This window comes from Paenarthrobacter sp. TRD_SC_7 (assembly GCF_056156245.1).
Genome location: NZ_CM149587.1, coordinates 2,197,680 through 2,219,079 on the forward strand (window position 1 = coordinate 2,197,680; position 21,400 = coordinate 2,219,079).

Sequence of the window (21,400 nt, forward strand, 5' to 3'; positions counted from 1 at the left end):
TCAGTTGACGGTGCCCAATTCCTTGGTCTCTTTCGCTTCGAGCCTTGGGTCTGCACCCAGCAAGCGGCGCAAGGAGGCCAGTCGCGCCACTCCTGACGAACCTGCATGGCCATCGTTCACCCATGCATCCAGGCCGCAATTCGTGGCGGTGGCACCATGCTTGCAGCCGCGGTCGCAGGTCTCCGTGCCGGGCTCAAGGTCCGGGAATGAATGCAGAATCCGGTCCGGGTCCACGTGCGCCAAGCCAAAGGACCGGATGCCGGGAGTATCGATGATCCAGCTGCCGGACGGAGCGTCATCCAGCTTCAGCGCCAAAGCCGAGGATGACGTGTGCCTGCCGCGGCCCGTTACGGCGTTGACGCCACCAGTGGCGCGCTCCGCCCCTGTCAGGGCGTTGACCATGGTGGATTTACCTACACCGGAGTGGCCGAGCATGACGGTGACTTTGCCACCCAAGTGTGAGCGGAGCTGGGATACGGCGTCCTTGTCCAGGCGGGCGGAGAGTCCGTCATCGGAGCGGGCATCGATGCCGCCGGCCTCGGAGTCAGCCGTGCGGCTGATGATCACGGGGAAATCCAAACTCAGGTAATTGGCCAGCAGTTCCGCCGGGTCCTTCACATCCGCCTTGGTGATGAGCAGCAACGGCTCGATGCCGGCGTCATACGCTGCAACCAAGGCGCGATCAATGAATCCGGTGCGTGGCTCCGGGTTGGCCGCCGCAACGACCACCACGAGCTGATCGGCGTTGGCCACGACCACCCGTTCGATGGGGTCCGTGTCGTCGGCACTCCGGCGAAGGAGGGTCTTCCGCTCTTCCACCCGGACCAGGCGCGCCAAGGTATCGGGAGACCCGGAGACGTCACCCACCAAGGCGACAAAGTCGCCGGGGACAACGGGGTTGCGCCGCAGTTCGCGGGCGCGGGCTGCGATAACTATCCGTTCGTCGGCGGAATCTTCGCCAACAATTGCCCTGTACCGTCCGCGGTCCACTGTGATGATCCTGCCTATGACGGCGTCATCGTGGCTGGGGCGATCCTTGGTACGGGGCCTGGAACCTTTTTTGCTGGGACGGATCCGGACGTCGGATTCGTCCCAGGAACGTGCGTCACGGCCCATGGTCAGTTGCTGGCCTCATCGGCGTCGGCATTGGCATCGGTTGGCTGCAACATTGCCTCCCACATCTGTGGGAACTCCGGCATGGTCTTGGACGTCGTAGCGATGTCCTCAACCTGTACGCCTTCGACGGCGAGCCCAAGGATCGCACCGGCAGTAGCCATGCGGTGGTCGGCGTAGCTGTGGACCACACCGCCGTGCAGGGCGGCCGGGCGGATCACCAAGCCATCGGCGGTCTCTTCCGCGTCGCCCCCGAGGCCGTTGATTTCGGCAACCAGCGCGGCGAGCCGATCCGTTTCGTGCCCGCGGAGGTGGGCAATACCGGTCAGCCGGGAGGGGCTGCTGGCCAATGCGCACAGCGCGGCAACAGTGGGTGCCAATTCGCTTGTTTCGTCGAAGTCGGCACCCTTGATTTCTGCCCCGCCGGTCACTGTCAGTGTTCCGTCCTGGAAGGTTACTTCTGCTCCCATGGTGGTCAGGATGGTTCGCCACTGGTCGCCCACTTGTGTGGTCCCGGCCGGCCAATTGGGGATGCGGACGGTGCCGCGTGTGGCCAGCGCAGCGGCGAGGAAAGGCCCTGCATTGGAAAGATCTTGTTCGATCCGCTGGTCAAAAGCGCGGATGGGTCCGGGAGAGACCCGCCAGTGGTTGGGCACGGAATCGTCCACGACGACGCCGACGCTCCGGAGGACTTCAACGGTCATGGTGATGTGGTCCAAGCTGGGCACGGGTTTGCCCACGTGTTCCAGGTGCAGGCCATCAACGAAGCGGGCACCCACCAGCAGTAACGCGGAAACGAACTGTGATGAGGCGCTGGCGTCGATCACAAGGTGGCCGCCCCGGACCTGGCCGGTACCCTCTACGGCGAAGGGAAGGGACGACGGCGTCCTGCCGCCGTCTGCTGCCACTGGCACGCCGAGGGCGATCAACGCTTCGATGATGGTTCCCATGGGCCTGTTGCGGGCGTGGGGATCGCCGTCGAAGACTGTAGCGCCGTTGCGTAGCGCAGCCAGCGGGGGAACAAACCGCATGACAGTTCCGGCCAGCCCGCAGTCAATTGCCGTTTCAGCCCCTGTTGCGGCGGGATCCATGGGCGTAATTTCCAGGTCCGGTCCGAAGGAGCCGTCCCCGGATACCTCGGTGACGCTTGCCCCCAATTGTCGGAGGGCCTGGATCATGAGCGCAGAGTCGCGGGAATGAAGGGGAGCCCGCAGCCGTGAAGGACCATCCGCCAGTGCGGCCAACACCAGGAACCGGTTGGTCAGCGACTTTGAACCAGGGACCGTCACCGTTGCGTCCACGGGCCCCTTGGCGTACGGGGCGGGCCACAGTGGCAGCATGGTGGCGGCTTTGGTTGATTCGGTGTTTGCGGCGGTGGTACCGGTCATGCTTCCTTATGCTCCAACTGCGTTGTCAACGGCCTTGCGAACTGCTTTGTCTGCACGCTTGATCTGCTTGCCCGTCACCTTTTTGGCATCGGCAGCCAGGTGCTCCGCCCGCCAGGCGATGCTGGGCTGGCCCGCGGTATCAACAGAGGCCAGAAGCACACCACCCGTGAGGGAAATGTTCTTCAGCAACTGGGCTTTGCGGGCACTTCGGCCTTCCTTAGTGCTGATATCGGCGGACCGCCACTCCACGTAGGAGTTCAATGCCGATGTCACAGCCAGGACCGTGGCGGCGAAACGGGAGAGCTTGCCGAGTCCGAGCAAGGCTCCGGCGCCCAGCTGCGCCCCGCCGATGACGCGCGCCAGGGTCTTTTCATCAGCTTTGAAGGGAAGGGATTCCGAGGCACGGCGAAGGACTGGCGAGAGTTGCTTCGCTGTGTCGTCCGCGTTCCTTAGCTTATCCAGCCCTGCGACGACGAAGCTCGACGCGAGCATGGGACGTGCGAGAAAACGGATAACAGACATGTCTTGCCTCCTGGATGGCTTGCCACAATAGTTCGATAAGTGTTGTGTTCAAGGGGTGCAGTCTGCTCTAGTCTTGCACTTTTGCGGAATATTTACCCAGCAGCAGCCGTTGTGAACTTCAGGTGCGGTGGAGACCGGACTGCGGCATCGTGTTTGCCGCCTGTTGAACGGAGTTGGTTTTTTGACTTTGGTTAAGGACCGGGTGGTTCCACCGGAGCCTGCGTATGGGATGCAGCCGGAATCCCGGCAGCTGACAGTAGACTTGGCAACGATGAGCACCACTGAACCGGCCGCAGCGGCCATGTACCAGGCAACCGGCGCCGACGACGCGGCGGCTGTAACCGACGTCGATCCTGCTACGGAAACTCCAGAACAGCGGCGTGCGCGCTTTGAACGCGACGCCATGCAGTACGTGGACCAACTGTATTCGGCAGCCATGCGGATGGCACGCAACCCATCCGATGCTGAAGACCTGGTTCAAGAGGCTTACACCAAGGCGTTTTCTGCTTTTCACCAGTACAAGCCGGGGACCAACCTCAAAGCCTGGTTGTATCGCATCCTGACCAACACCTACATCAACCTTTATCGGAAGCGGCAGCGTGAGCCGCTGCAGTCCAACTCGGACACGATCGAGGATTGGCAGTTGGCCAAGGCAGAGTCGCATACTTCGGCTGGTTTACGGTCCGCGGAGACCGAGGCTCTTGACCACCTCCCTGATTCCGACGTGAAGAACGCATTGCAGTCGATCCCGGAGGAGTTCCGGCTGGCCGTCTACTTCGCGGACGTCGAAGGTTACGCGTACAAGCAGATTTCAGAAATTATGAATACCCCGATCGGCACGGTCATGTCACGGTTGCACCGCGGCAGGAAGATGTTGCGGGACATGCTGGCGGATTACGCCGCCGAACGGGGCTTCAGGGCCCATACCGAAGATCAGGCCGCGGCCGGAAGCAACAATCAGGAGAAAGAGAAATGAGCGACTGCCAGGGATTGGGCGATTGCGACGATACGCGAATGCAGCGGATCTACGAGTACCTCGATGGCGCGTTGACCCGCGAGGATTTAACTGAGATCAAGCAACACTTGGACTCCTGCGAGGAATGTGCCGAGCAGTATGACCTTGAGTGCCTCATCCGCACCATGGTCAAGCGGTCCTGCACGGAGTCTGCGCCGGAGAACCTGAAAAATTCCATCCTTGACAGGATTCACTCCATCAAACCTGTGGATGCCTGATCCAGCTCCCATTCCACTTATTCAGGTTTAACATCGAAGGCCCCGGAAACCGCATGGTTTCCGGGGCCTTCGCTTTTAAGCCTGTAACGCTAAGCCGATGGCTTAGGTGTTGGGACGCTTGCCGTGGTTAGCGCCGCCGCGCTTACGGTCACGACGCTTACGTGCACGCTTGCTCATAGCTGGCCTCCTTCAAGGATTGATACTCAATAAAGCTGCCCCTCAGTTTCGCACATCCGGGTGCTGCGCCGCGAACCGGGCGGGTATTGGGGTATTTCGGAGCCAGCCAGGTGGTTAGCTTTGCAGAGAATTCCTGATCGAGATACGGGCTTGGTCCAACACAGTACGCACGGTTTCAAGCGCTACGGGAGTCAGTGGGTGCGAGGCTCCGTGGTGTCGTAACTCAACACGGATGTCGTCCCTGAACGACTGAACCAATAATTCCGCTTCCTTGAGGATGCGCTGGCCTTCGGGAGTGTAGCCCGCTGTCCTGCTCCGAAACGTAGCCGAAGATGCGCTGGTGCGGGCAGCCTCAGCGGTGGCCGCGAGATCTGCCCGTAGGCCACGCATATTGGTCCTGATGTCCTCCCGCAGGTTGTCGGCGAGCCGCCTGACGGAGGCCGATATGGTGTCTTCGACGTCGGCCAGCTCCTGGCGACGGCTGTCCAGCTCGGCGCGGCCGGCATCCGTGATGAGGTACTTGGTGCGACGTCCCTCGGTCTCGGTGGCGACGAGGCCTTCCTCCTGCAGCTTGCCCAGGCGCGGGTAGATGGTTCCGGCGCTGGGGGAGTAAGTGCCGCCGAAGCGTTCACCCAATGCCTTGATCAGCTCGTAACCGTGCTTCGGACCTGCCTCGAGCAACGCAAGCAGGTACAGCCGCAGGGCGCCATGCGCGAACACCGGAGGCATCAGAGACCCGCTTCCCCGGGGACAGGGTGGCCGTTTTCCGGTGCGGGCGCTGAACCGTGAATGATGTAGGTCTTGCCCGATACGGTGTTGGTCCGCACCAGCATCAGCTTTTCATCGGGGCCGACGATGGTGTGAACGTTGCTGCCAGGCTGGGCGTACATTTGGTCATCGATCACCACGGTCCCGCTGGCCGACTTTGCCACAATGTCCAAGCCAACATCGTGCGGAAGGCGAATGGTGAGGTCGCCGGAGACTGAGTTGGCTCCGAGGTCGTTGGTGTAGTCCTGGAGATCGAAGCTGAGGTCGCCGCTCACGGTGCTCGCCCGGACGTTCTTGAACTTGCCCGAGGCGGTAACTTCGCCAGAGACGCTTTTGGCGGTCAGGACGCCGTCGTGGTTTCTGGCGATGACCTCGCCGCTGACTGTGTTTACGTGCAGCTCGCCGCTGGTGCCGTCCGCCAGGACAGAACCGGAAACCGTGTTCAGTCGGGTGCGGCCGCTGATGCCCGAGACCATGCCGTCGCCGCTTACCGTTCCTGCCTCGACATCGACGCCGGGCGGCAGCGCAATGCCGACGATCACCGAGTTGGTGCTCGTGTTGTTGACGGTACCCATCAGGTTGCGGAACCAGCCCTGCGGTCCTTGGAGTTGGTGGCGTACTTCAAGCCTTCCGTCAACCAGTGTGACCGTCAGCGGGTCGCCGGTAATCTCGCTGATTTCGATGCGGACGAAAGGCTCGTCGTGGGTCACGACATCAAAGCGGCCCTTTACGATGCCCAGTTTGAGAGAGCGGACATTCTCTACATCAATGGTTTGCGGGCCCGTCACGGTCCATAGTTCGTCAGACATGATCCCTCCAGATTGCGATATATCGCGTTGATAATCAACACGATATATCGCGTTTAGCCCGGAGGCAATGCTTTGAAGGCGAGAGGGGCGGAAGCGCCTAAGCGCCGCTACTCCGGTTGAGCGATATTAAGCCACTGGAACCAGCCGCGGTGCAGAACAAGCCACGCAATCAATCCGTAGCCGGCCTGGCCCGGTGTTCCCCCATTGGCTGCGAGGTCCGTCCTCCACTGCTCATGATTGAGCAGCGGGGAGAACGTGTCAACGTAGTGATGGTTCCGCCGGGTGGTGACATCGGCAAATGCAGTATTCAGTTCGGCAAGCCGCTTGTTGCGAGCGGGATCAAGAGTGGGGGGAGGGCCCACCACAAAGACTTCCACGCTGCTGTGCGAAGCACCGTCAAGGATGTTGGCAAGATTCAAGCGGCTACGCGCCGTAGACAGGCCAAACTCGAGGTCGCGTCCCGAAAGGCCGATGACCAATCGATTCTCATGCGTATCACTGAAGCGCCTGCCGGCTTCATCCTGCCAGCGGGCGGCGAGGCCCTCAGTGCCTTCCATGGGGCAGGGGAGCGGGAAACTCTCAACCACGACGGCGTCCTGGGGCGTGCGGGCCAGCACTCGTCCGAGCCAACCCAATGCGCGGGGATCCCCCAGGCCCGCGAGCAGTTCATCTCCTACAGCCGCGATGCGCAGCTTCCTGTCTTCCACGGTTACCTCTTCACACTCGTTACGGTCCTTGCACGGTTTCCGGATCATCGGCCGGTTCGGGAACCGGGTACTTGTCCCATTAAACAGAACTGCCCGGCCTGAGGCGCGCTCATCGCTCCTCAGGCCGGGCAGTTTCGCTTACTTGCGTTCGAACGCCTGCTTGATCAGGGCATCTTGTTCAACGGCGTGGCGCTTCATGGAACCGGCAGCCGTGGATGCCGAAGCCGGACGCGACACGAGACGAAGCTTGCGGTCAAGCTCCGGTGCCAGGTTCAGGCCCATGAACGGCCACGGGCCCTGGTTGGCGGGTTCGTCCTGTGCCCAAACGATGTCAGCGTTCGGGTACTTGGCGAGCTCGGCATCAATCTCTGCCTTGGGCAGCGGGTACAGCTGCTCTACGCGGATGATCGCCGTCGAGGTATCGCCGGACTTCTGGCGGTTGGACAGGAGGTCGTAGTACAAACGGCCCGACACCAGGATGACGCGGTCCACGTTGGCCGGCTGTACTTCCGGATCACCAATGACAGGTTTGAAGCCGCCCGTGGTGAAGTCCTCAACCGCAGAAGCGGCACCCTTGAGGCGGAGCAGCTGCTTGGGCGTGAAGATGATCAATGGCTTCCGCGGACGGCTGTACGCCTGGCGGCGCAACAGGTGGAAGTGCGAGGCAGCGGTGGTGGGGTTGGCCACAATCATGTTGTCCTCGGCGCACATCTGCAGGAACCGCTCGATACGTGCCGACGAGTGGTCCGGCCCCTGGCCTTCGTAGCCGTGCGGGAGCATGAGCACCAGCGAGGAGCGCTGGCCCCACTTCTGCTCGGCCGAGGAAATGAACTCATCAATGATGGTTTGGGCACCGTTGACGAAGTCACCGAACTGGGCTTCCCAGAGAACCAGGGCGTCGGGGCGCTCCACAGAGTAGCCGTATTCGAAGCCCATGGCTGCGTATTCGGACAACAGGGAGTCATAGATCCACAGCTTGGCCTGGTCGTCGGAAAGGTTACCCAGGGGCAGCCATTCGTTGCCGTTGGCGCGGTCGTGGAACACGGCGTGACGCTGCACGAACGTGCCTCGGCGGGAGTCCTGGCCGGCCAAACGAACAGGCACACCTTCCATGATCAGCGAGCCGAAAGCTGCGATTTCGCCGAAGCCCCAGTCGATGCCGCCTTCACGGGACATCTGCTCGCGCTTCTCCAGGAGCTGCTTGAGCTTGGAGTGAACGGTGAAGCCCTCCGGAATTTCCAGGTGCGCCTTCCCGATGCGGGCAAGGGTCTCAGCGGAAATCGCCGTGGACGCCGGGGAATTGGTGCCGAAGTCAGCCTGCTGGGCAATGGGACGCTCGATGTCCGAGACAGCAGCAGAGTCCGCCGTGATGATCGGGATCGGCGAGGTCTGTGCAGCGTGCGTCTCAGCGAAGACGCGCTCAAGGCGCTCCTGGTAGTCGCGGAGCAACTGCTCCGCTTCTTCCTCGGTGATGTCGCCACGGCCAATGAGTGACTCGGTGTACAGCTTGCGAACGGAGCGCTTGGCTTCGATCAGGTTGTACATGAGCGGCTGGGTCATCGAGGGGTCGTCTCCCTCGTTGTGGCCACGACGGCGGTAGCAGACCATGTCGATGACGACATCCTTGTGGAAACGCTGACGGAACTCATAGGCGAGCTGCGCAACGCGCACTACGGCCTCGGGGTCGTCGCCGTTCACGTGGAACACCGGTGCTTGGATCATCTTGGCTACGTCCGTGGAGTACGTGGACGAACGTGAGGATGACGGTGCCGTCGTGAAGCCAACCTGGTTGTTGACGATCACGTGGATAGTACCGCCGGTGCGGTAACCGCGCAGCTGCGAGAGGTTGAGGGTCTCAGCCACAACACCCTGGCCGGCGAAGGCGGCGTCACCGTGGACCATGATAGGTAGGACCGGGAACGACTCGCCCTGGTCAAGGCGGTCCTGCTTTGCCCTGACGATGCCCTCCAGGACGGAGTCCACTGCTTCCAGGTGGGACGGGTTGGCGGCGAGGTAGACCTTGGTCTGCTTGCCGTTGTCCGACGTGAAGGTTCCTTCGGTGCCGAGGTGGTACTTGACGTCACCGGAACCTTGGACCGAGCGTGGGTCCTGGGTGCCCTCAAACTCACGGAAGACCTGCGCGTAGGTCTTGCCGGCGATGTTGGTCAGCACGTTCAGGCGGCCACGGTGGGCCATGCCGATGGCAACCTCGTCCAGGCCGTCGTCGGCTGCGTCCGAAATAACGGCGTCAAGCAGCGGAATCAGCGACTCGCCACCCTCAAGGGAGAAGCGCTTCTGGCCAACGAACTTGGTCTGAAGGAAGGTCTCGAATGCCTCCGCAGCGTTGAGCTTGGAGACGATGCGCAGTTGCTCCTCACGGCTGGGCTTGGAGTACGGGTGTTCCAACTGATCCTGGAACCACTTGCGTTCCGCCGGTTCCTGGATGTGCATGTACTCGATGCCCGTGGTGCGGCAGTACGCGTCACGCAGCACGCCAAGGATGTCGCGGAACTTGAGCTGTGGCTTGCCGCCGAACCCGCCGGTGGGCCATTCGCGGTCCAGGTCCCAGAGGGTCAGGCCATACGTCAGGACGTCAAGGTCAGGGTGCTTGCGCTGCACGTACTCCAGGGGATCGGTGTCAGCCATGAGGTGGCCACGCACGCGGTATGAGTGGATCAGCTGCTGGATGCGGGCAACCTTGTTGATCTCGTCTGCAGGATCAACCTGGAGGTCCGGGCTCCAGCGCACAGGCTCGTACGGGATGCGCAGGGCTTCGAAAATTTCGTCGTAGAAGTTCTGCGCGCCGAGAAGGAGCTGATGGACAAGCTTGAGGAACTCGCCGCTGCCTGCGCCCTGGATGACCCGGTGGTCATAGGTGGACGTCAGGGTGAGGATCTTGCTGATGGCGTTTTGGGCGATGATTTTCTCGCTCGCGCCCTGGAACTCGGCGGGGTAGTCAAGGGCGCCGACGCCGATGATGGCAGCTTGGCCCTTGGAAAGGCGCGGCACCGAGTGGACCGTACCAATTCCGCCGGGGTTGGTCAGGGAGACCGTGGTGCCTGCGTGGTCGTCAGCAGTCAGCTTGCCGTTGCGGGCGCGCTTGATGAGGTCCTCGTAGGTGTGCCAGAACTCGGCGAAGTCCATGGTCTCGGCCTTCTTGATGTTCGGAACCATCAGGAGGCGGGTGCCATCGGGCTTGGGCATGTCAATGGCGATGCCGAAGTTGACGTGAGCCGGCTGCACGGCGCTCGGCTTGCCGTCGATCTCGTCGTAGTAGACGTTCATCGAGGGGAACTGGGAGAGCGCGCGGACAACCGCGTAACCGATGAGGTGGGTGAAGGAGACCTTGCCGCCGCGGGCGCGGGCAAGGTTTGAGTTGATGACCACTCGGTTGTCGATGAGCAGCTTGGCAGGAACTGCCCGGACGCTCGTGGCGGTGGGCACTTCCAAGCTGGTCACCATGTTGGTGGCAATGGCCTTGGCCGGGCCGCGGAGGACGGAAACGACGTCTTCCTCAGGTGCTGTGGGAGCCTTGGTGCTCTTAGGCAGCTGCGCCGGGATGGGCTGGGCCGTGGTGCCGGCAACGGGCTTCTTTGCTCCGTCCCGGGCAACCGTGGCGGGTGCTTTTTTCGCCGGGGCGGGCGCCGCCGGTGCAGCCTCGGGGGCAGCTGGGGGAGCGGCCGGCGTCGGTGCCGGTGCCGCTGCAGCCGGAGCTACCACGGGAAGTACTTGGGTGGGGGGATTGGCAGCTGATGCAGCTGCGGAGGATCCGTTGGAAGAAGTGCCGTCACCGGAAGCAAAGGACTCGAAGAGTGGCCACCACTTGGCGTCGACCGAATTCTTGTCCTGTTGGTACCGCTCGTACAATTCGTCAACGAGCCACTCGTTTCCGCCAAATTCCTCTGGTAGACGGTGGCTGGGCTGCTCTGGCACTTGAAATACGCCTCTTCCATGAGTGTTGTTTTCCCGCTGGCCACAGATGCTCTCCACAACGATGGGCCAGGGTCCGGGTCCCGCGAACTCAGACCCATGTCAGTCTAGTTAGGATCGTTGGTTAACTGCCAATAGTGGTGACCTAAATCATGTTGCGGCTGACTTAATGAGTATGTCCCTCATTCATGTAAGCGCACGTGACGCCAGCGAGGCGGCCCGGCCGGGTGGACTGTAGACTGAAATTCTTATGGACAGTAAATCTAGGTGCCGGCCTGGGAACTGTCGGGGGAGCCAAACTGGCAACCCCGCACAGCGCGCCCGTCGAGCCGGCAACACCCGTTCACATGCCCATCACGCGCCGGCCCTCACAGCCGGTGGTGCCGCAGACCATGCGTCCGCGGGACCCGACCAGCCTCCGCCGGGGCGAATTCCCGCGCCGAAGGCATCTTCCCCGTTGCAGGCGCCCACTCTTGGAGTGATGCGCTAAGTGGAATGGATTCTTCTCCTTGCCGGCTTTGCCTTGATTCTTGGCACCGGCTTCTTCGTAGCAGTTGAGTTTTCCCTTGTTGCTCTGGACCAAGCAAGCGTTCAGCGCGCGGTCGACAACGGCGACCACGCTGCCGCTCCGCTGCTGAAGTGCCTCAAGTCGCTCTCCACGCAGCTCTCCAGTTGTCAGCTGGGCATCACGCTGACCACGCTGCTGACAGGTTTCGTGATGGAGCCCTCTGTTGGGCAGTTACTCGTAGGGCCCCTCGGACTGCTGGGCCTCGCCCCCGAGCTGGCGCATTCGGTCGCGTTGATTGTTGCCATGGCATTCGCCACGCTCCTGTCGATGCTTCTGGGCGAGCTGGTCCCTAAAAACATGGCCATCGCCCTCGCTTTCCCTTTGGGCAAACGCCTGGCCCGCCCCCAGCTGATGTTCACGGCCGTGTTCAAGCCGGCGATCGTGGTCCTGAACGGTTTCTCGAACAAGGTGCTGAACCTGTTCGGCCTCGAAGCCAAGGAAGAGATCTCCGGAGCAAGGACCCCTGCGGAGCTTGCATCCTTGGTGCGGCGCTCGGCCGAACTGGGAACCTTGGACGCCGGGACGGCCAACTTCGTTGCCCGCACCCTGAACTTCTCCGGCCGTACGGCAGCGGACGTCATGACGCCCCGCATCCGCATGGAAACCATCGACGCCGACCAGCCCGTCTCTGACGTCCTGGACGCCGCGCGGCGAACCGGCTACTCGCGGTTCCCGGTCATTGGCGATTCCACGGACGATATCCGGGGCGTGGTCCACGTCAAGAAGGCTGTGGCCGTTCCTGCGGAGCGGCGGGCCAAGCTTGAGGCGGGCGCGATCATGACGGACATCCTGCAGGTTCCCGAGACAATCCATTTGGATGCCCTCCTCTCTGAATTGCGCGAAGGCAACCTGCAACTCGCCGTCGTGCTCGATGAATACGGCGGCACGGCGGGCATCGCAACCTTGGAAGACCTTGTGGAAGAGATCGTGGGCGAAGTCGCAGACGAGCATGACAAGGTCCGGCCGGGAGTGCTGCAAAGTGCATCCGGCGACTGGTACTTCCCGGGATTGCTGAGGCCGGACGAGGTGTCCGAGCAGATCCCCAACCTCACTGTTCCTGACGAATCTGCCTACGAGACTGTGGGTGGGTACGTCATGAGCCAGCTTGGCCGCATTGCAAAGGCGGGTGACGTTGTGGACACCGTCGGCGGGACGCTGACCGTGACCAGGATGGACGGCCGGAGAATTGACAGGATCTGTTTCCATCACGTGGAGACGGACGAGTCACTGCCAGCGGACGCCGGAAGCACACGCCATGAAGCAGGTGCCGTATGAGCGACTGGGTAGGAATCGTTTGGCTCGTTGTGCTTTTGATTGGCAACGCCTTCTTTGTGGGTGCCGAGTTCGCAGTCATGTCGGCGCGTCGCAGCCAGATCGAGCCGCTGGCCGAAGCCGGATCCAAGCGCGCGCAAACAACACTGCGCGCCATGGAAAACGTCTCGCTGATGCTCGCTTGTGCACAGTTGGGCATTACCGTCTGCTCGCTCCTGATCCTCCAAGTTGCCGAGCCCGCAATCCACCACCTGCTGGCTGAGCCCCTTGAACTGGTTGGTGTTCCGGTTGAACTGGCAGACATCATCGCGTTTGCCATCGCGTTGCTGTTCGTCACGTTCCTGCACGTCACCTTTGGCGAGATGGTGCCTAAGAACATCTCGGTTTCGGTTGCGGACAAGGCTGCCCTCTTGTTGGCGCCGCCACTGATGTTCATCGCCCGGCTGACGAACCCGATCATCTGGACGCTGAACTGGTTGGCCAACCACATCCTGCGGCTGATGAAGATCGAACCCAAGGATGAAGTGTCCTCTTCGTTCACGCTCGAGGAGGTGCAGTCGATTGTTCAGGAATCCACGCGCCATGGTTTGGTGGATGACGAAGCGGGCCTGCTGAGCGGCGCTTTGGAGTTCTCGGAGCATACGGCGTCGCACATCATGGTTCCCTTGGACAAGCTGGTGGTGCTGAAGACTGCTTCCACTCCGGTGGATCTGGAGAAAGCGGTCAGACGCACCGGATTCTCACGGTTCCCGATGGTCGACGACGACGGCGAACTCGCTGGTTATCTGCACGTGAAGGACATCCTGTCCATTCCGGACGAGGGCCGACGCCATCCTATCGCCGAGGGCCGCATCCGGTCATTGGCCAACCTTGCGCCGGATGACGAGATCGAGCAGGCAATGTCAGTCATGCAACGCACAGGTTCGCACCTGGCCCGTGTTGTCGGAGCAGGCGGCGAGACTCAGGGCGTCCTGTTCCTGGAGGATGTCATCGAACAGCTGGTCGGTGAGATTCGGGATGCCACCCAGGCAACCGGCATCCGCCGTTACGGAGGCCAGCAAGTGCAGTAGAAAACAGTGAATCCAGTCTGGCGTCGACCCAATTCGGTCGACGCCAGACTTGTCTAAATAGGAATCATTCCCATTTATAGTTACACTGGAATCTGCCAGTAATTGTGTTTGATTCTCATTTTGAGTAGATCCGAGGTCTTCGTGCGTCGTTCCGCCGCCCGCCTGTCCGTGGCCGCTTCAGCAGCCCTTGCTGCCCTCCTGCTTTCTTCCTGTGCCGGTACGGCCGGAGCCAACAATGCGTCGTCGTCCGGCGCCATTGAGGTGGTCACCTCCACGAACGTCTACGGGGACGTCGTGAAGGCCATTGGCGGGGAGAAGGTCAACGTAAGTGCCATCATCACCAAGACAAGCCAGGACCCGCACTCCTACGAGGCAAGTGCCCAGGACAAGTTGGTGATCTCCAAAGCCAAACTCGTGGTGGAGAACGGCGGAGGCTACGACGAGTTTCTCCACAAAATTGCTGACGAGACGAAAGTTGGCCACGAGAATATGATCAGCGCCGTCGAGCTTTCCGGCCTCGCTCCGGAAGAAGAGGGCCACAGCGGGGAAGCACACAGCGAAGAGGGCCACACCCATAACCACGGCGACTTCAACGAGCACGTTTGGTACAGCCTGGACACCATGGGCAAGCTCGCCGACGCCGTTGCAAGCAAGCTCGGCAGCCTCGACGCGGGATCCGCATCCACGTTCACGGCCAACGCGGACACCTTCAAGGCCAAGCTCGCCGAACTCAACGGAAAACTTGTTGCCGTCAAGTCGATGAACGATCACGCTCCCGTGGCTGTCACTGAGCCCGTTCCCCTGTACCTGCTGGAAGCAGCAGGTCTGGAAAACAAGACTCCTGAGGCTTACAGTGCCGCCATCGAAGAGGAAACCGATGTCCCGGCAGCTGTGTTGAAGGAAACCACTGACCTCGTCAGCGCCAAGTCAGTCCGGTTCCTGGCCTATAACCAGCAGACTGAAGGGCCTCAGACCGAGGCCGTCAAGCGCGCCGCCGAAGCTGCCGGCGTGCCGGTAGTGAACTTTACCGAGACGCTGCCTGATGGGAAAGACTACCTCCAGTGGATGACGGACAACGTGGAATCCATTTCGACAGCACTCAAGAAGTAGCTTTACCGACACCCAATTGCGGTGAAGGGCCCCGTACACGTCCTAAGATATTCAGGATGGCCGCGGGGCCTTTTTGCCTGCCACCACCACAGTCGCGAACACCAGCGGTACAACAACTGCGTTCCAAGGGGCGCATGGATCGAGGACAACTTTTGACACCGGTAGTGAGCCTCCGCGGAGCCAGCCTGCAGTTCGGCAAGAGGACACTTTGGCGGGATCTCGACCTCGACATCAACCCAGGCGAGTTCTTTGCCGTTCTGGGGCCTAACGGGAGTGGCAAGACGAGTTTCCTGAAAGTCCTTCTCGGATTGCAGGAACTTCACTCCGGGACCGTGTCCTTGGGTGGCCACCCGGTGGAACGTGGAAGCAAGCGGATCGGCTACATACCGCAGCAAAAGTCGTTTGCGCCGGACACCCCCCTGCGGGCCCGCGACCTGGTGGGCTTGGGCATTGACGGGCACCGCTGGGGAATGCGATTCGCATCCGGCAAGGTCAACCAACGGATCGACGAGCTGCTGGAGCAGGTGGGCGCCTCGGACTATGCCAAGGTGCCGGTAGGGCAGTTGTCAGGTGGAGAGCAACAACGGCTCAGGGTGGCGCAAGCGCTGGCTACGGAACCGCAGGTCCTCCTGTGTGACGAACCGCTGCTTTCCCTGGACTTGCATCATCAACAGGGTGTCAGTTCGCTGATCAACAGGCAGTGCCACGAGCGGAACAGTGCCGTGGTTTTCGTGACCCACGAGATCAACCCAGTGATCGACTACGTAGACCGGGTCCTCTACCTTGCCGGAGGCCAGTTCCGGGTAGGGACGCCCCAAGAGGTTATGACCACAGAAGTCTTGTCCGAGCTGTACGACAGCCATGTGGAGGTCATCCACACCAACGGAAGGATCGTCGTCGTGGGTCTTCCCGACGCAACCACGCACTTCCACGACGATGCCCATGCAACCGCCGGAGAGGAGTTCTAGATGGACCTCGGGAACATCCTGCAGACCATTTTCAACTTCGAGAACTATGGCGAGTTGCTGGTCCTCGTCCAGAACTCCATCTGGGCCGGGGCCGTACTGGGGCTTCTGGGTGGCCTTGTTGGCACGTTTGTGATGAAGCGGGACCTTGCTTTCGCCGTCCACGGCATCTCCGAACTGTCCTTCGCCGGTGCGGCGTTTGCCCTGCTGATCGGAGCCGACATCATCTTCGGTTCCCTGATCGGCTCGGTGGCTGCGGCAGTGCTCCTGGGCTTCATGGGGGTGAGGGCACGGGACAAGAACTCGATCATCGGTGTGATCATGCCGTTCGGCTTGGGTCTGGGCATCTTGTTCCTGGCGCTGTACGAGGGCCGCGCGGCGAATAAGTTCGGTCTGCTGACCGGTCAGATTGTTTCCGTTGACACGGTGCAGCTTCAGGTTCTGGCCGGAACAGCGGTGGTGGTGATGGTCGCGTTGGCCGCCATCTGGCGCCCCCTCAGCTTCGCGAGCGTGGACCCGGAAATGGCGGAGGCCCGGGGTGTTCCGGTCCGTACACTGGCGATCGGCTTCATGGTGCTGCTGGGGGTCAGCGTGGCGCTATCCATCCAGATCGTTGGGGCGCTGCTGGTGCTTGCCTTGCTGATCACGCCAGCGGCTGCCGCTTTGAGGGTCACGACGTCGCCCCGGTTAGTGGTGCTTTTGAGCGTGGCATTCGCGATGACAGCGACGGTGGGTGGCATCCTCCTGGCCCTCGGGAGCCGCATTCCCATCAGCCCGTACGTCACCACCTTGTCCTTCTTGATCTACGTGGTGTGCAGGGTGATCGGACGGGTCCGAGCTAACAGGGGCCTCAACGGTCGTGTATCGCGTGATCAGCCCGCAGGGGCTCTCTAGAGCTTTCCGGCTGCTTTCTTCGCAGTGCACTCCGGGCATAGCCCGAAGATCTCCACGGTGTGGGCCACCTCGGTGAATCCATGTTCAGCAGCGGTCCGGGCAGCCCAGGTCTCGACGGCGGGTGCCTCCACTTCTTCTGCCTTGCCGCAGTTGCGACATAGCAGGTGGTGGTGGTGTCCTGTGACTGCGCAGCGACGGTAGACGGCTTCGCCGTCACCGTTTCGGAGGACATCAATGAGTCCGTCGTCCGCCAGGGACTGCAGGATGCGGTACGCGGTGGCCAAGGACACGGAAATGCCCTTGTTCTGTAGCAGGCGGTAGAGCTCCTGGGTGCTGACAAAGTCATCCAATTCGTCCAAGGCGGCGCTGACTGCCAAGCGTTGCTTGGTGACGCGCTGCTCCTTGACACCGCTGGTGGCCGGCGTTGCATTGCCGGTCGTGGCGGAATTGGTGCCCTGTGGCATTGAATGACTCACTTCCCTGGGGATGCTGGCAAACCCTAATTTTACCAGTAGGGGGAGCTTGGAAACTGTCAGCGGGCGCCCATAGGCTGTCTCCATGAAGCTCACCAAGTACACGCACGCCTGTGTCCGGTTGGAGAAGGACGGGAAAGTCCTGGTTATCGATCCCGGGACATTCTCCGAGGCAGAGGAAGCGTTGACGGGAGCCCACGCCGTACTTGTCACGCATGAGCATCATGACCACATCGACCGTCCCGCCGTACTCGCAGCCATGAGGAGCAACACCGGCCTTGAGGTCCACGCGCCGGAGGGTGTTGCCGCGGCGTTGAGGGAAGCAGACCGTGAGGTCGCCGCACGCGTGCACAGTGCTGAGCCTGCATCCGTCTTTGCAGCCGCAGGGTTCAGCATCCGGACTTTTGGTGGGCAGCACGCCGTTATCCACGCCCAGATCCCGGTGGTGGCGAACATCGGCTACCTGGTGGATGAGAACGTGTTCCACCCGGGAGATTCTTTCGTTATCCCTGACGGGATAAACGTCCACACCCTCTTGGTCCCCCTCCATGCCCCGTGGTCCAAGGTGGGCGAGGTAGTGGACTTCGTTATCGCCGTCCGTGCTCCCAAGGCGTTCCCCGTCCACGACGGGCTGCTCAACGAACTGGGCCGAGGGATCGTCGAGGGACACGTCACCAGGATCGGAGCCCGCTATGGTACGAGTTACTCGCGGCTGGCAGCCCGGGAATCCGTGGAGGTCTAGCCGGTCCACACCCCGGTGTCGTGGAACCGCTGGAGCGTTGCCTCATGCGGTGCCGGATCCAGGCCGTGCGCGGCCAGCCACCCGGCGTCGTTGTAGCTGCCTGCATAGCGGTCGCCGCCGTCGCACATAAGCGAAACGATGCTGCCCTTACGCCCCTCTGCCACCATGCGGGCCACCAACTGCCAGACGCCCCAGAGGTTGGTGCCCGTCGAAGGGCCTGCGTGCAAGCCGGTGAGTTGCCTGAGGTGCCGCATGGCCGCAACGGAGGCGGCGTCGGGGACTTGGATCATATGGTCGATAACCGCCGGCACGAAGCTGGGTTCGGACCGGGGGCGGCCAATGCCTTCGATACGGGACGGCAAGCCGGTAGCTGCGGCTGCGTTGCCATCGCGCCACGCCGGGTAGAAAGCCGAGTTCTCCGGGTCCACCACGGCCAGGCGTGTGCTGTAGCGGTTGTACCGGAGGTAACGGCCAATGGTGGCGCTGGTGCCACCAGTACCGGCGCCCACCACGATCCACTCCGGAACCGGGTGCTCTTCCAAGGAGAGCTGTTCGAATATTGATTCGGCGATGTTGTTGTTGCCGCGCCAGTCCGTTGCCCGCTCGGCATAGGTGAATTGGTCCATGTAGTAACCACCGGATTTCCTGGCGGTTTCTTCTGCCACGGCGTAGACCTCCGAAGCGTGGTCAACGAGCAGGCACGCGCCGCCGAACTCCTCAATCAGGGCGATCTTCTCCGGGCTGGTGGTCTTGGTCATGACCGCGATAAAGGGCAATCCGATGAGGCGGGCAAAGTAGGCCTCGGATACGGCTGTGCTGCCGCTCGAGGCCTCAACGATGGTGGTGCCTTCGGTGATCCAACCGTTGACCAAGCCGTAAAGGAACAGGGATCGCGCCAAACGGTGCTTGAGGCTGCCGGACCTGTGGGTTGACTCGTCCTTCAGGTAAAGCTGGACTCCCCAATGGTCCGGGAGTGGAACCGCGTAAAGGTGGGTGTCGGCCGAGCGGTTGTTCTCGGCCTCGATTTTTCGGATGGCCTCACTGGCCCATGCCCTGTCCTGAATACACGAATTGCTCACCGGATAAGCCTAGGCTGGAATTCGGGCACCGGAAGCACTGGAACCTGTTCAGGAAGACCGGACGACCGAATGAAGGAGAACCCATGGCCACATTGATGAGTGCGTCAGAACTGCACCAGCGGCTCGAATCCGGGGAGCGGACCGTGCTCCTCGACGTCCGGTGGGTCCTCGGCCGGGCCGACGGGCACAGTCAATACGTTGCAGCGCATCTTCCAGGCGCTGTTTTCGTCGATCTCCCCACACAGTTGGCCGACCACGCCCAGCCCGGACTCGGACGCCATCCTTTGCCATCAACAGAACGTTTCCAGGACGCCGCGCGCTCGTGGGGGATCAACGACGGCGACACCGTGGTTGCGTACGACAACAGCGGCAGCATGGCCGCAGCACGCGTCTGGTGGATGTTGCGGGACGCCGGTGTTGATTCTGTCTACCTTCTCGACGGCGGTCTGGCCGCCTGGCGTTCGGCCGGCTACGTGGTGGAGTCCGGTGACGTAAGTCCCGCCGTCGGAAATATCGCGCTGGGCAAGGGCAGCATGCCGGCCATCACCGAGCAGGAAGCGGCACTGTGGCACCGCAAAGGAGTTTTGCTGGATGCCAGGGCGGGGGAGCGATACCGCGGGGAGGTGGAGCCCATTGACCCCAGGGCGGGGCACATTCCAGGGGCAGTGAGCGCCCCGACTACTGGAAACGTCGCGACCGATGGAACTTTCCTGCCGGTGGAGGAGTTGCGGCAGCGCTTTGAAGAGTTGGGTTTGGATAAGTCGTCCAACGTTGCGGTGTATTGCGGCTCCGGAGTGACGGCGTCCCATGAGATCGCTGCCTTGGAGATCGCCGGATACCGTGCGGCACTGTTTCCGGGATCGTTCTCGCAATGGTCCAACAATGTTGCCAATGACGTAGCTGTGGGCAGCGAGCCTTTCGAAGGGGACGGTGGCGGCCCAAGTGGCACAAGCGCGGCTGCCGGGAGTAGCGTCGGACCATGACTCCCGGACGCCCCGTGCCCCCGCCCCTTGCCAAGCCCATTACTTTGGACACCAGTGAGTCCCGGACCGGAACCACGCTGGCTGCCGCGTACGGTGCCACGTCTCCGGACAGTGGTCTGGTACCCCTGACTGTGGCTCGCCGTGCACCCAAAGAGGATGACGTGGAGATCGCCATTGAGTTCTGCGGCCTGTGCCACTCGGATGTGCACGCAACACGCGGAGAGTGGCGAGTTCCTCCTTACCCGCTGGTCCCCGGCCACGAGATCGTTGGGCGCGTGACCCGCGTAGGCGCCGCGGTACAGGACTTCGCTCCCGGGGACCGTGTGGGCGTTGGCTGCTTGGTTGATTCCTGCCGCGAATGCGAGAGCTGCCTCGAAGGACTGGAACAGTACTGCGAGCGGGGCAACATCGGCACCTACGGCGCTGCAGACCCGCGGAACAGCGACTCGATCACCCAAGGCGGATACTCGACGTCGGTGGTGGTTGATCGGCGCTTCGTACTGCGCGTGCCCGATGCCCTGGACCCGGCGGCAGCAGCGCCACTGCTGTGTGCAGGCATCACCACGTACTCTCCACTGCGGTACTTCGACGTCGAAGAAGGCGACTCCGTAGGTGTTGTGGGGCTGGGTGGCCTGGGCCATATGGCCGTCAAGATCGCCAAGGCCATGGGTGCAGACGTCACCGTTTTCACCACCTCCGAATCCAAGTTCGACGCCGCCCGCGAACTGGGTGCCGACCATGTGGTCCTCTCCAAGGATGCCGAAGCCATGGAGGCAGCCAACCGGAGCATCGACGTCATCATCGACACCGTCGCCGCGCCCCACGATCTCAACCCCTATTTCCGGACCCTTCGCCTGGACGGTGCGCTCTTCCAATTGGGCCTTCCCGCCGGCGAGATGCCGCCGGTCAGCCCGGGGTTGCTCATCCGCCGACGGCTCGCGTATGCGGGTTCGTTAATTGGTGGCATAGAGGAAACACAGGAAATGCTGGACTTCTGTGCGGAACACGGGGTTGTGAGCGATATTGAGGTTGTCGGCGCCGAACAGCTCAATGAAGCTTACGACCGGATGGTGGCCGGCGACGTGAAGTACCGTTTCGTACTGGACACCGCAACACTTCAGGAACCATCCGAAAGGGCAGACGCATGAGCACACTGTTCACCAAGATCATCAATGGGGAGATCCCGGGCCGCTTTGTCTGGAAGGACGAGGAGGTGGTGGCTTTCCTGACCATTTCGCCTATCACCCAAGGGCACACCTTGGTGGTGCCGCGCGAAGAAGTCGACTCGTGGACGCACGCAAGCCCTGAGTTGCTGGCGAAGGTCATGGGCGTTGCCCAGAGCATCGGAAAAGTCCAGGAAAAGCTCTTTGATGCCAAGCGCGTGGGCGTCCTGATGGAGGGTTTCGAGGTGGACCACCTTCATGTCCACGTATGGCCCGCCTACTCCACGGCAGATTTTGAGATTCACAATGTGGACCACAATCCGGACCCTGCGGTCATGGATGCCACGGCGGTGAAACTCCGGGCCGCGCTCCGGACGGCTGGCCACGGGGATGCAATCCCGGAGGACTGATTCCGGCGAAGAGTTAACCCGGCG

The 21,400-nt window shown here is 61.9% G+C and carries 21 protein-coding genes; 11 read left to right on the forward strand and 10 right to left on the reverse strand.

The genetic code is table 11. From position 1 onward, the window contains the following. From rsgA to AC0J5Z_RS10750, 3 genes are read right to left on the reverse strand one after another with little or no spacing between them, the layout of a single operon-like run. Positions 1-1,116, reverse strand: coding sequence for a ribosome small subunit-dependent GTPase A (gene rsgA / locus AC0J5Z_RS10740; protein WP_475039228.1), 1,116 nt, complete (start codon positions 1,114-1,116; stop codon positions 1-3). Between the two features lie 2 nt (positions 1,117-1,118). Further along, on the reverse strand, positions 1,119-2,501 hold the full coding sequence (gene aroA / locus AC0J5Z_RS10745) for a 3-phosphoshikimate 1-carboxyvinyltransferase (protein WP_475039233.1): 1,383 nt from the start codon (positions 2,499-2,501) through the stop codon (positions 1,119-1,121). A gap of 6 nt (positions 2,502-2,507) precedes the next feature. After that, the gene (locus AC0J5Z_RS10750; RefSeq protein ID WP_475039235.1) at positions 2,508-3,023 is read right to left on the reverse strand and encodes a DoxX family membrane protein; all 516 of its coding nucleotides are present in this window, start codon (positions 3,021-3,023) and stop codon (positions 2,508-2,510) included. A 181-nt stretch (positions 3,024-3,204) separates the two neighbouring features. On the opposite strand from AC0J5Z_RS10750, the gene AC0J5Z_RS10755 reads away from it, so the two are divergent. Both AC0J5Z_RS10755 and rsrA read left to right on the forward strand, forming a co-directional pair. Then, complete coding sequence (locus AC0J5Z_RS10755; RefSeq protein ID WP_475039238.1) at positions 3,205-3,999, forward strand: sigma-70 family RNA polymerase sigma factor; 795 nt, start codon at positions 3,205-3,207, stop codon at positions 3,997-3,999. Next, positions 3,996-4,256, forward strand: coding sequence for a mycothiol system anti-sigma-R factor (gene rsrA, locus AC0J5Z_RS10760; RefSeq protein ID WP_017198486.1), 261 nt, complete (start codon positions 3,996-3,998; stop codon positions 4,254-4,256). Before AC0J5Z_RS10755 ends, rsrA begins: the two co-directional genes overlap by 4 nt. Before the next feature lie 102 nt (positions 4,257-4,358). Here the strand turns inward: rsrA and AC0J5Z_RS10765 are convergent, their stop codons facing one another. The 5 genes from AC0J5Z_RS10765 to AC0J5Z_RS10785 form a co-directional block, all read right to left on the reverse strand. Continuing rightward, positions 4,359-4,433: a 50S ribosomal protein bL37 gene (locus AC0J5Z_RS10765; RefSeq protein WP_369299106.1), complete on the reverse strand. Its 75-nt coding sequence runs from the start codon at positions 4,431-4,433 to the stop codon at positions 4,359-4,361. A gap of 114 nt (positions 4,434-4,547) precedes the next feature. Then, positions 4,548-5,162: a PadR family transcriptional regulator gene (locus AC0J5Z_RS10770; protein WP_475039240.1), complete on the reverse strand. Its 615-nt coding sequence runs from the start codon at positions 5,160-5,162 to the stop codon at positions 4,548-4,550. Then, positions 5,162-6,010 carry a DUF4097 family beta strand repeat-containing protein gene (locus tag AC0J5Z_RS10775; RefSeq protein WP_475039242.1) on the reverse strand — a complete coding sequence of 283 codons (849 nt, stop codon included), beginning with the start codon at positions 6,008-6,010 and terminating at the stop codon, positions 5,162-5,164. Before AC0J5Z_RS10775 ends, AC0J5Z_RS10770 begins: the two co-directional genes overlap by 1 nt. 107 nt (positions 6,011-6,117) lie before the next feature. Next, positions 6,118-6,765 (reverse strand): GDSL-type esterase/lipase family protein, encoded by a 648-nt coding sequence (locus AC0J5Z_RS10780; RefSeq protein WP_475039245.1) that lies wholly within the window; start codon positions 6,763-6,765, stop codon positions 6,118-6,120. 90 nt (positions 6,766-6,855) lie between these two features. After that, positions 6,856-10,650, reverse strand: a complete 3,795-nt coding sequence (locus tag AC0J5Z_RS10785) for a multifunctional oxoglutarate decarboxylase/oxoglutarate dehydrogenase thiamine pyrophosphate-binding subunit/dihydrolipoyllysine-residue succinyltransferase subunit (RefSeq protein ID WP_475039249.1) — start codon at positions 10,648-10,650, stop codon at positions 6,856-6,858. 487 nt (positions 10,651-11,137) lie between these two features. Between AC0J5Z_RS10785 and AC0J5Z_RS10790 the strand changes: the two genes are divergently transcribed. The 5 genes from AC0J5Z_RS10790 to AC0J5Z_RS10810 all read left to right on the forward strand — a co-directional run bounded on the left by AC0J5Z_RS10790 (position 11,138) and on the right by AC0J5Z_RS10810 (position 16,526). After that, positions 11,138-12,490 (forward strand): hemolysin family protein, encoded by a 1,353-nt coding sequence (locus tag AC0J5Z_RS10790; RefSeq protein WP_475039251.1) that lies wholly within the window; start codon positions 11,138-11,140, stop codon positions 12,488-12,490. Then, positions 12,487-13,557 carry a hemolysin family protein gene (locus AC0J5Z_RS10795; protein ID WP_475039253.1) on the forward strand — a complete coding sequence of 357 codons (1,071 nt, stop codon included), beginning with the start codon at positions 12,487-12,489 and terminating at the stop codon, positions 13,555-13,557. Before AC0J5Z_RS10790 ends, AC0J5Z_RS10795 begins: the two co-directional genes overlap by 4 nt. A gap of 108 nt (positions 13,558-13,665) precedes the next feature. Further along, positions 13,666-14,667 carry a metal ABC transporter solute-binding protein, Zn/Mn family gene (locus AC0J5Z_RS10800; RefSeq protein WP_475039254.1) on the forward strand — a complete coding sequence of 334 codons (1,002 nt, stop codon included), beginning with the start codon at positions 13,666-13,668 and terminating at the stop codon, positions 14,665-14,667. 134 nt (positions 14,668-14,801) lie between these two features. Then, entirely contained in the window at positions 14,802-15,635 is an 834-nt protein-coding gene (locus AC0J5Z_RS10805) for a metal ABC transporter ATP-binding protein (protein WP_475039256.1), read from the forward strand. Continuing rightward, complete coding sequence (locus AC0J5Z_RS10810; protein ID WP_475039258.1) at positions 15,636-16,526, forward strand: metal ABC transporter permease; 891 nt, start codon at positions 15,636-15,638, stop codon at positions 16,524-16,526. Here AC0J5Z_RS10810 and AC0J5Z_RS10815 read toward each other — a convergent pair. Further along, positions 16,523-16,990, reverse strand: a complete 468-nt coding sequence (locus tag AC0J5Z_RS10815; RefSeq protein WP_475039260.1) for a Fur family transcriptional regulator — start codon at positions 16,988-16,990, stop codon at positions 16,523-16,525. The genes AC0J5Z_RS10810 and AC0J5Z_RS10815 overlap by 4 nt on opposite strands. A 94-nt stretch (positions 16,991-17,084) precedes the next feature. On the opposite strand from AC0J5Z_RS10815, the gene AC0J5Z_RS10820 reads away from it, so the two are divergent. Then, positions 17,085-17,741 carry an MBL fold metallo-hydrolase gene (locus AC0J5Z_RS10820; RefSeq protein ID WP_475039262.1) on the forward strand — a complete coding sequence of 219 codons (657 nt, stop codon included), beginning with the start codon at positions 17,085-17,087 and terminating at the stop codon, positions 17,739-17,741. Here the strand turns inward: AC0J5Z_RS10820 and cds1 are convergent. Then, positions 17,738-18,820, reverse strand: a complete 1,083-nt coding sequence (gene cds1, locus AC0J5Z_RS10825) for an L-cysteine desulfhydrase Cds1 (RefSeq protein ID WP_475039264.1) — start codon at positions 18,818-18,820, stop codon at positions 17,738-17,740. The genes AC0J5Z_RS10820 and cds1 overlap by 4 nt on opposite strands. Before the next feature lie 83 nt (positions 18,821-18,903). On the opposite strand from cds1, the gene AC0J5Z_RS10830 reads away from it, so the two are divergent. From AC0J5Z_RS10830 to AC0J5Z_RS10840, 3 genes are read left to right on the forward strand one after another with little or no spacing between them, the layout of a single operon-like run. Next, positions 18,904-19,803, forward strand: coding sequence for a sulfurtransferase (locus AC0J5Z_RS10830; protein ID WP_475039266.1), 900 nt, complete (start codon positions 18,904-18,906; stop codon positions 19,801-19,803). After that, positions 19,800-20,951, forward strand: coding sequence for an NAD(P)-dependent alcohol dehydrogenase (locus AC0J5Z_RS10835; RefSeq protein WP_475039270.1), 1,152 nt, complete (start codon positions 19,800-19,802; stop codon positions 20,949-20,951). Before AC0J5Z_RS10830 ends, AC0J5Z_RS10835 begins: the two co-directional genes overlap by 4 nt. Beyond that, positions 20,948-21,376, forward strand: coding sequence for an HIT family protein (locus AC0J5Z_RS10840; protein ID WP_475039272.1), 429 nt, complete (start codon positions 20,948-20,950; stop codon positions 21,374-21,376). The genes AC0J5Z_RS10835 and AC0J5Z_RS10840 overlap by 4 nt, the downstream gene beginning before the upstream one ends. The last annotated feature ends 24 nt before the right edge of the window (positions 21,377-21,400 follow it).

What these genes read in the sequence shown, in the direction of transcription:
- rsgA (WP_475039228.1), bottom strand. Translation starts at nt 1,116, where the DNA reads ATGGGCCGTGACGCACGTTCCTGGGACGAATCCGACGTCCGGATCCGT.
- aroA (WP_475039233.1), bottom strand. Translation starts at nt 2,501, where the DNA reads ATGACCGGTACCACCGCCGCAAACACCGAATCAACCAAAGCCGCCACC.
- AC0J5Z_RS10750 (WP_475039235.1), bottom strand. Translation starts at nt 3,023, where the DNA reads ATGTCTGTTATCCGTTTTCTCGCACGTCCCATGCTCGCGTCGAGCTTC.
- rsrA (WP_017198486.1), top strand. Translation starts at nt 3,996, where the DNA reads ATGAGCGACTGCCAGGGATTGGGCGATTGCGACGATACGCGAATGCAG.
- AC0J5Z_RS10770 (WP_475039240.1), bottom strand. Translation starts at nt 5,162, where the DNA reads ATGCCTCCGGTGTTCGCGCATGGCGCCCTGCGGCTGTACCTGCTTGCG.
- AC0J5Z_RS10775 (WP_475039242.1), bottom strand. Translation starts at nt 6,010, where the DNA reads ATGTCTGACGAACTATGGACCGTGACGGGCCCGCAAACCATTGATGTA.
- AC0J5Z_RS10780 (WP_475039245.1), bottom strand. Translation starts at nt 6,765, where the DNA reads ATGATCCGGAAACCGTGCAAGGACCGTAACGAGTGTGAAGAGGTAACC.
- AC0J5Z_RS10795 (WP_475039253.1), top strand. Translation starts at nt 12,487, where the DNA reads ATGAGCGACTGGGTAGGAATCGTTTGGCTCGTTGTGCTTTTGATTGGC.
- AC0J5Z_RS10805 (WP_475039256.1), top strand. Translation starts at nt 14,802, where the DNA reads ATGGATCGAGGACAACTTTTGACACCGGTAGTGAGCCTCCGCGGAGCC.
- AC0J5Z_RS10810 (WP_475039258.1), top strand. Translation starts at nt 15,636, where the DNA reads ATGGACCTCGGGAACATCCTGCAGACCATTTTCAACTTCGAGAACTAT.
- AC0J5Z_RS10815 (WP_475039260.1), bottom strand. Translation starts at nt 16,990, where the DNA reads ATGCCACAGGGCACCAATTCCGCCACGACCGGCAATGCAACGCCGGCC.
- AC0J5Z_RS10820 (WP_475039262.1), top strand. Translation starts at nt 17,085, where the DNA reads ATGAAGCTCACCAAGTACACGCACGCCTGTGTCCGGTTGGAGAAGGAC.
- AC0J5Z_RS10830 (WP_475039266.1), top strand. Translation starts at nt 18,904, where the DNA reads ATGGCCACATTGATGAGTGCGTCAGAACTGCACCAGCGGCTCGAATCC.
- AC0J5Z_RS10835 (WP_475039270.1), top strand. Translation starts at nt 19,800, where the DNA reads ATGACTCCCGGACGCCCCGTGCCCCCGCCCCTTGCCAAGCCCATTACT.
- AC0J5Z_RS10840 (WP_475039272.1), top strand. Translation starts at nt 20,948, where the DNA reads ATGAGCACACTGTTCACCAAGATCATCAATGGGGAGATCCCGGGCCGC.